3 protein-coding genes are annotated in these 7,233 nt (G+C 49.8%); all 3 read right to left on the bottom strand.

All coding sequences use genetic code 11. From position 1 onward, the window contains the following. Positions 1–4,036, bottom strand: a 4,036-nt coding sequence (locus AC3A8L_RS18370) for a LysM peptidoglycan-binding domain-containing protein (RefSeq protein WP_487963732.1), incomplete at its 3' end; no start/stop codon positions are given. Positions 4,037–4,038: 2 nt separating this feature from the next. Next, entirely contained in the window at positions 4,039–6,699 is a 2,661-nt protein-coding gene (locus AC3A8L_RS18375; RefSeq protein ID WP_487963733.1) for a PGRP and LysM peptidoglycan-binding domain-containing protein, read from the bottom strand. Positions 6,700–6,887: 188 nt separating this feature from the next. Beyond that, on the bottom strand, positions 6,888–7,193 hold the full coding sequence (locus tag AC3A8L_RS18380; protein ID WP_487963734.1) for a hypothetical protein: 306 nt from the start codon (positions 7,191–7,193) through the stop codon (positions 6,888–6,890). Positions 7,194–7,233: the final 40 nt, after the last annotated feature.

Consider the following 7,233-nt stretch of genomic DNA (forward strand, 5'->3'; position numbering starts at 1 on the left):
TCTTGGCTTGGGCGATGGGCCATTTTTTAGGGTCATGTGGTTTGAAGTTGCCATTTTTATCGCGCTCCGGCAAGGGCAGGCAGTAGGGTTGGGGGCCTAACGGTGACCGATAGGTTTTGCCCTCTGGGTAGGTGCGGCAGCTTAGGCGAATATCGATGCTTTTAGAGTTACGGGCTTTTAGTAGCGGGTAAAGCGCGCTTTCGTGAAAGCTTAGGCTAAAACCGGTGCCGTTACGCTCTAGCTCGCAATGGGCGAGGTTGTTAAAAAAGCTTTGAATGGCCGCTTTTACCTCGGGATGATTATGGGCGGCGGGGTTTAGGGGTTGGTAGGGGCTTAGTTTTTGGCCATTGGCGTTGTCTCTAAACTCTAAGGTAATATCCCGTTCACCTTGTGGCGGTAATTGGCCGGTGGTGAGGTTAAAGTGCACAGTAGTTTCCGCCGAAATAATGGGATTTGACGGGTTGGGGTTGTATTGGATTGGGGACGAATGGATGGTGCCGAGCGTGTCGCGGTAGATAGTGTCGTGCTGGGTGTTGACTTTTGGGCCAGCAATAAGGTTTTGCAAGTCTTGCAGGGCGAGGTCGGGGCGTTTTAGCCATAATGCGCCTTGGTCGCCATTACCGGCATTAGTGCCCCAAGGGCTGTTGGTTAACCAGGCTTCTAAAGGTTTGTCGCTAAACAGCATAATAATACCTGCGCCTGCGAGTACTAGTGCAACCCCAATAAGCGCTAGGCCACCGCTGCCAATCGTTAGACCAAAGAGAGTGGCAATTGTACCTGCGCCCAGCATGTCGGCGAAGGCGGCGCCTGCCAGCAGTAATGCCCCCCCCGCTAACAGTCCATTGCCCCAAGCGGCGCCGGCATCGCCCCTTCTTAGGGCTTGAACGGTGTCGTAGATGGCAATGCCAGCGGTAATTAAGCTGGCCACTAGGTTAAGCCGTGCCGCCCATTTTGCCACTAATATTCTGGCAGCTAAATTATCGCCCAATACATGTTTTGCGACTTTACCACCGACTTGTTTTTGGGGGCTATTAAAGTTTTTTATCTGGGCCTGCGTCACTTCACCAAATTTGGCAGCGTTTATTTCTTTTTGAATTGATAGTACAGCGGCGGCAAGGTCGAAGACAGCGCTGGTTAAGTTCATAAATGAGGGTAAATCGGGTGCGCTTGTAAATTTATTCAGGCACATATGTAAATTAATTACCTCAAAAACACCCAGTAGCGCACTTAAACCTTTTTGGCCATCTAACAGGCGGTCGGCGCTAATTTTTTCATTGGCGTTAAAGCGGGTTATTAGCCGTTCCACTTCGTCTTGCTGTGTTTTTAATTGGCGCTCTAATTTGTTAACTTTATCGAGGTTATCACCGGTTTTTTGGGCATTTTTAATGGCTTGGTGCAGCTCTTGTTCTTGTTTTTTGATGGTGTCGGCAAGGGCGTTGAGTTTAATCGGTTGGCCCTGAGTGCTGGCAATGTGCATTTGGTAAACGGTAACCAGTTCTTTGCTGTGCTCTGCTAGGGTACCTTGGGCCACCGTGAGCGTGCGCAATTGGCTTTTTAAGTCGCTATCTAGGTTTAATAGGCTATCGATACTGACGGCAAAATCGCGGCTGCCTTTTAGGCTGGCATTAATGCCTTTGTTGGTGGCGCTGGTGGTTTTAAGGGTTTTGAGGTTTTTAATCGCGTTTTCGTGTATTTGTTTAGTAAAGTTAGGGTTCAGTGGGCTTAGGTTGCTGTGGCTGCCACCGGTTGCGAAGTAGTCGCTCACGGGCATAGTTACCGCTTGAAGGGTGCCTGGGCTTGCGGCACCGGCCAAGCGCATTACATTGAATAGCGCATGGCGCTTGGCGGCACCTAAAGTGACATTGCCTGTGCGCGAGGCTTGTTTTTGCAGTTTCGCTAGAGCGGTTTGGGCGGTGGTATATTCGTTTTGCGCCTTGCTAAAGGCCAGCTGCAGCTGGCCGTAGCGGGCTTGTTCAACTTTAAGTTGTTTAAACAGGTTAGCTTGGTTATCACTGGGGATTTGATTGTATTTTGTTAGCTCTTGGTTGTATTGCTTCCAGTGCTGATCAAGCTCGGCTTTGGCTGTATTGACGGCTTTTTCGCGCTCCTGTAAAGCCCGCCCTGCAGCGGTGATTTGGCGCTTGGTTTTATTGATGTTTTTGTTGATTTTACTTAATTCTTTTGTCGCATTTGTACCGATCTTGTAAAGGCTAGAGGTTGTCGTTGGTAGGCCAAGGGCTTCCTTGGTGACGGTAAAAGTAAAAAGAAGCTCTACAAGACGGCGAGAGACTTGGAAGGTATTGCCTGGGTCTAGGGCGGCTTCGGTATCGCGTAGTTGGGCAATTTTTTGAATATCAAAATACGGACTAAATTGTGGCTCGGCATTTTGTCTGTAGTCTTCTAGCTCGTCGCCTGTAAAGGCGGGGAACAGTACGCGGTGTATTGGGTGGTTGGGCTTGATGGGGTGTTGCCCTAATACGGTGAGTAGTAAATCTTCGCCTTGGTCGCTGTTGCTGATGCTATCGGTTTCGGCTTTATTCAGGCCTAAATATTCAAATTGCTGGCAGGCACTACCAGAAAGCGCCGTAAGTAAGTCGTGCAGAGGGTTTTTGATATCGGTGTAGTTGGTGTCGCGGTGGTAGCCGTAATCTTCAAAACATTTTATGTAGGCGTCTTTTTGGCTGAGTGCCACCAATTGATTACGCAGGGTGACAATTTCACGGGCCAACTTTATCAGGGTATTGTAATGAAAGAATTCTTTAAATTTGGGCTGGTTCAGCTCGGACTGACGCCATTTTTTTAAATCTTGATAATAATCGAGTGCTTTATTTTCGGCGGGTGTTAAAGGCTTATGTTGTTGCGCCGCTGATAGCGTCTCGGACATGTGGTCTGTTTCGGCAAAAAAAGTGCCTGCAATGGCGGAGGCTAGTTTAAATTGCTCTTTTTTGAAGGGCACCGGCTGGGCATTACCGGGGGTAATGCCTTGGCTTTCGGCCATAAGTGCCGCCATGGCAATTTTGCACGACAGTATTTCTTGGTTGGCCACATGAGCTTGGTATAGGGCGTAATTAATTACCGGTGTATAGGTGTTGGCGGGTTCAAAGTGCGCTAAGTGTTCCTGCGCTGTGGTGGGCCCAACGCTTGTTTTCATCCCATCTTGTTTGCTGCCATTGGAATAGCAGGGCTTTTGGTTGTCTAGGTCTAACTTGTGCAGGCGCGCGCTACGAAAGCTTGCTGCCGCAACGGTATCAGGGCACTCGGCCATGGCGGGTTGTTCGCCGACTTCGGCGCGAGGGTCCTGCGGATTCATCCCGCCTAACTTCAAAATTTGGTCCCACGACCATTGGGTATAAGAAAATCCAACCTCGACAACGGTTTTTTTGTAGTTAAGTTTAGTGGGGGCCAATACGCTTTTAAGGCTGGGCCCGGTCGGCAAGCGTTTGTATTTGTTTTCTTTCCAGTGATTAGGGCCTTTACTGGCTTCTAAGTTGATGTCTTTGACAGTGCTGGGTGCGGTGTCATCATTGCCTGTGGCTGGAATTGTTTGTAGTTCGCGCCATAAATAACCATCGACAAAAATATACAGGTAACCGGCAGGCAGCTCACCGCCATCAAGCGTGCTGCCTTTGCTTGACATAGTCGCGTTTAATTGGGGGGTAATTGAGGTTAGCTCGACGCCAAAAACGCTGTCTTTTTTGGTGTAAGTCGGCAAACAATTAAAACCCGCTTTAAGGTCTGTGCCTGTGCTATCTGGGATGGTAATGTAAAGGACATCAGTCTCGATGATGGGCGCAGCAATAGGATCTATAAGAACAATGTTGTTGTTTTGGTTAAGGACTAATGGCTGTGTTTTGGCCGTTTTTTTAGCGGCCGGTATGGCGAGTACATCCCCAATTTTAATATTGTCTTTTGAACCCCGTTTTTTAAAAAGCTCGGCGTTATCGGGGTAATTAAATATTTCATCGGACGAGCGCAACGAAAATTTATGGGCAATTTTGCTGAGTGTATCTCCTTGGGCGACCGTGTACTGGCTCATGTTTAACTCCCGTAAACATCTGTTAATTTGGCTTGGGTTTTGGGGCCTGGTATACCGTCTACTTGTAATCCGTGGGCTTGTTGAAAGGCTTTAATACCTGCGCGTGTTTTGGGACCATTTTGGCCATCTACGGTGCCGCAATCAAAACCTAGTGCATTACATCTGGCTTGTACGCCGCTTAGTGCAGTTACTGGGTCTAGGTGGCCGAATTGCAGCGTAATGGTGTTTTGAATGTTTTGCCCTTGCTCGTCGTAAATCTGCATTTCGCCAGAATCTGGCATGCCGTCTTCTAGGGTGAGTTTAATATTACCGGTAGCGCTGGTGGTGAGCCTGTGCTCTTGGTTGCCTAATATCAGCGTTAGTGCGCGGTTGCGCAATATTTTGCCCGATTCGTTTTTGAGGGTAAGTTCTAGGGTATCTGGTGGAGCAAGGGGGGCTTCTAATGCGTGCATCTGGCCGCTGGGTAGCTCTGTTGTTTTGGCGCTGCGTTGCGGTATAACCACTTGGTCGCCGGGGTAAATAAGGTTGGGATTGGGCCTGAGCTTTTTAAATTCTGCATTTTGGGGGGCGTCATAAATAACATGAATGTTTTCTAGGCCTGCTGCCCGCGCCAGCTTAGATAGCGTGTCGCCTTGTGCTACGGTATGACTTTTTTCGATGACCGCTTGCCATGCTGGGGCGCTGGGTAGGCTCACGGTGCATTGGCCTGCAGCTATAGTAGGGAGGGTAATTTTGCCATCGGTATCCGTGGTGGCTTGGTGGCTTTGGCCATCGGCATCAATCACAGCTACTGATAAGTTGGGCAGTACAATATTTTGACCGTTGTGGACCATGACTTCTAGCCAGCACTTATCATCGGGTTCGCGGGTGTCGGCTAAGCTAGGGGGAGTCGGTAAACTTGGGGCGGGCGCGACTATTGGTGCACCGGCGGGGTTGTTGGTTGTATCGGCGGCGCCAGCAGTGACAGGGCTCTGTGTTCCTGTAGGAGCGCTAGTAGCACCTGCAGCGTCGGCGTCATTTTCGGGACGATTTGTGGCCCCTTCGTTATCATCGGCTTTGCTTTTGCTCTTTTCGGGTTTACAACAATCAGCCCCGCTATCACACATTTGCACAGCATCTGGGCTGTAGTTAGGGAATGATACTTTACAGGCCCCTTCGATAATATCTTCGACGCGGGCTATACCAGCTGCATCGGTGGTACCTTCGTATTCTGTGCCCTGCGGGCAGATAATGAGGTAATCTTCGTCGGCAACGGGTTCGCCGGCATCGTCTACGAGTTTGATTTCTACAAAGGTTAATACTGGTGGCGGTGGTGTGCAGCAATCGACTTCGGTTGAGCACTTGTGGACGCCACTACCTTCAATATCCGGGAATGCCACCAAGCAACTGCCTGATTTTATGCTGTCTACCCGTGCCTTGCCGCTGCCATCGGTGCTGCCTGTGTGTTCGTTGCCTTCGGTATCGCGTATCCAGTAGGCCTCGTTGGCAACGGGTTCGCCTTTGTCGTCGAGGAGTTGGATTTCGATGTAGGTGAGGGGGGATGTGCGTTCACGTGCCGGGGCTTCTTCGGTGGCTAGGTCGCTAAAGCTGGCTTTACCTGCGTTGGTTTTGCGCTCGGCGGCGATGGTTTTGCTGGTATCGGCGGTTTCCCATAGGTTGCGGCCGGCTTGTTTAAAGCGTGGGAATAGTTCGATTTGGCGCGCGCTGGGTGAGCTTAAGCTGTGAGGTTCTTGGTTGTGGCTTAGCAGTAGTGTTAGCGCGAGTTCAAAATGAGTAGTATCACTGACTTTGCTGTTATTGCTGAGGCGGCTGCGCTCTACACTAGCGCTGGGTTCGTGGGCGGTAGCGTAGGCGTTTGAAAATTGGGTGAGTGTTTTGTATAGCCCTTTATCGCGCCAAATGGCCGAGACTAGCTGTAGTGCGTGCTGAAATTGACCCGTGCTCACTTTGGTGGTGCTAAAGCCTAGCGCTTTGATCAGTTCTTTTGATTGAATTTCGCTATTGCCAGTAGGCGCGCTAACGATGCCTGCGCCGTCGGCTTTGACCACTTGCGGCAAGCTGGTAACAAAGCGGTGGTAATGTTGCTGAATGGTTAGCGCTTTGGGCGTACTTTTGGTTGTCGGGTTGTGGCTGCTTGCACCCCAGTGCAAAGGCGATTGTTTTGGTGCACTATTTTTTTGCGCCGCCGCATGTTCGTTAATGGCTATGGCGTTTAATTCGGACAATAAGCGCGAGCGGGAAAGGTTGAGTGCTTTCTCGGCTTTGGCGATATCGAAGGCTTGCGCGGTGTGGGTTTGCTCTAGTTGAAGCTCGCCATTAGCGATGGCACTGAACAGCTTTTGTTCGCGGCTAAAGCGCTGAGCGCTGGCGCGTTGCGCTACCGGTAGGCCGGTGGGGCTGCTGTTTTCGTCCAATATGCGGGTTTCGAAAACAACGGTTTGATCGTTATTGCTGTCGCTGGCTTTGGCCGCTAAGGGCTTGATGCTGGCTTTTTGGCCGGCAAAAAAGTAACTGTAGGCGCGAACGAGCGTTACGGTATCGCAATAGCGAAGCAGGCGTTTAATTTGAAGTGAGCTACCGGCATTCGATTGTGAGTTGCGTTTTTTTTGCGCGCCGCGGCTGAGTGCGAAGCGGTTGCCTTTTGAATCCTGAAGTTCAAACACTGTGAGTCCTTTTACCTTCAATGATTGTGCTTGCCTTGGCGTGCGCTAAGTAACCTATTGGTAATCGGGGGCGGTTGCTGTTTTATCTTCTGCTAATACTGCTTGCAAAAACGTTATTTCACCGCAATTTCGGGAGTCAATCCTACAGGCTGGCGAGGAATTTTTACAGCGCGATTTCACCCCAAAACCTAATAAATTTCAAAGTCCCTACAGCGATTAGATGTGCCCTCGCCATAATCGAAAAAGGGGGCGTGGTCTTTGATGTATTGCGGGATGCTGAGTGTCATGTGGTGATCAATGGTTTCTGGGTTGTTGGCCTCGTTGGGGTCAAAAATTGCGCGGCCGGCTTTCAATTCGTCATGATATTCGATGGCAATCTGGATTCTAAAGTAGAGTTTCTGAGGAGTAGGTGAATTTAGAGTGACTGTCCCTGATAAGTTGTTAAAGGCTCTGGGGGTGTTTTTTTTTATGTTAATAGAGGGCTGTTGCGACATAAGTGTTTATTCAAATTGGAATTGGCTGGGGATTTGTATT

It is taken from the genome of Marinagarivorans sp. (genome assembly GCF_982758155.1).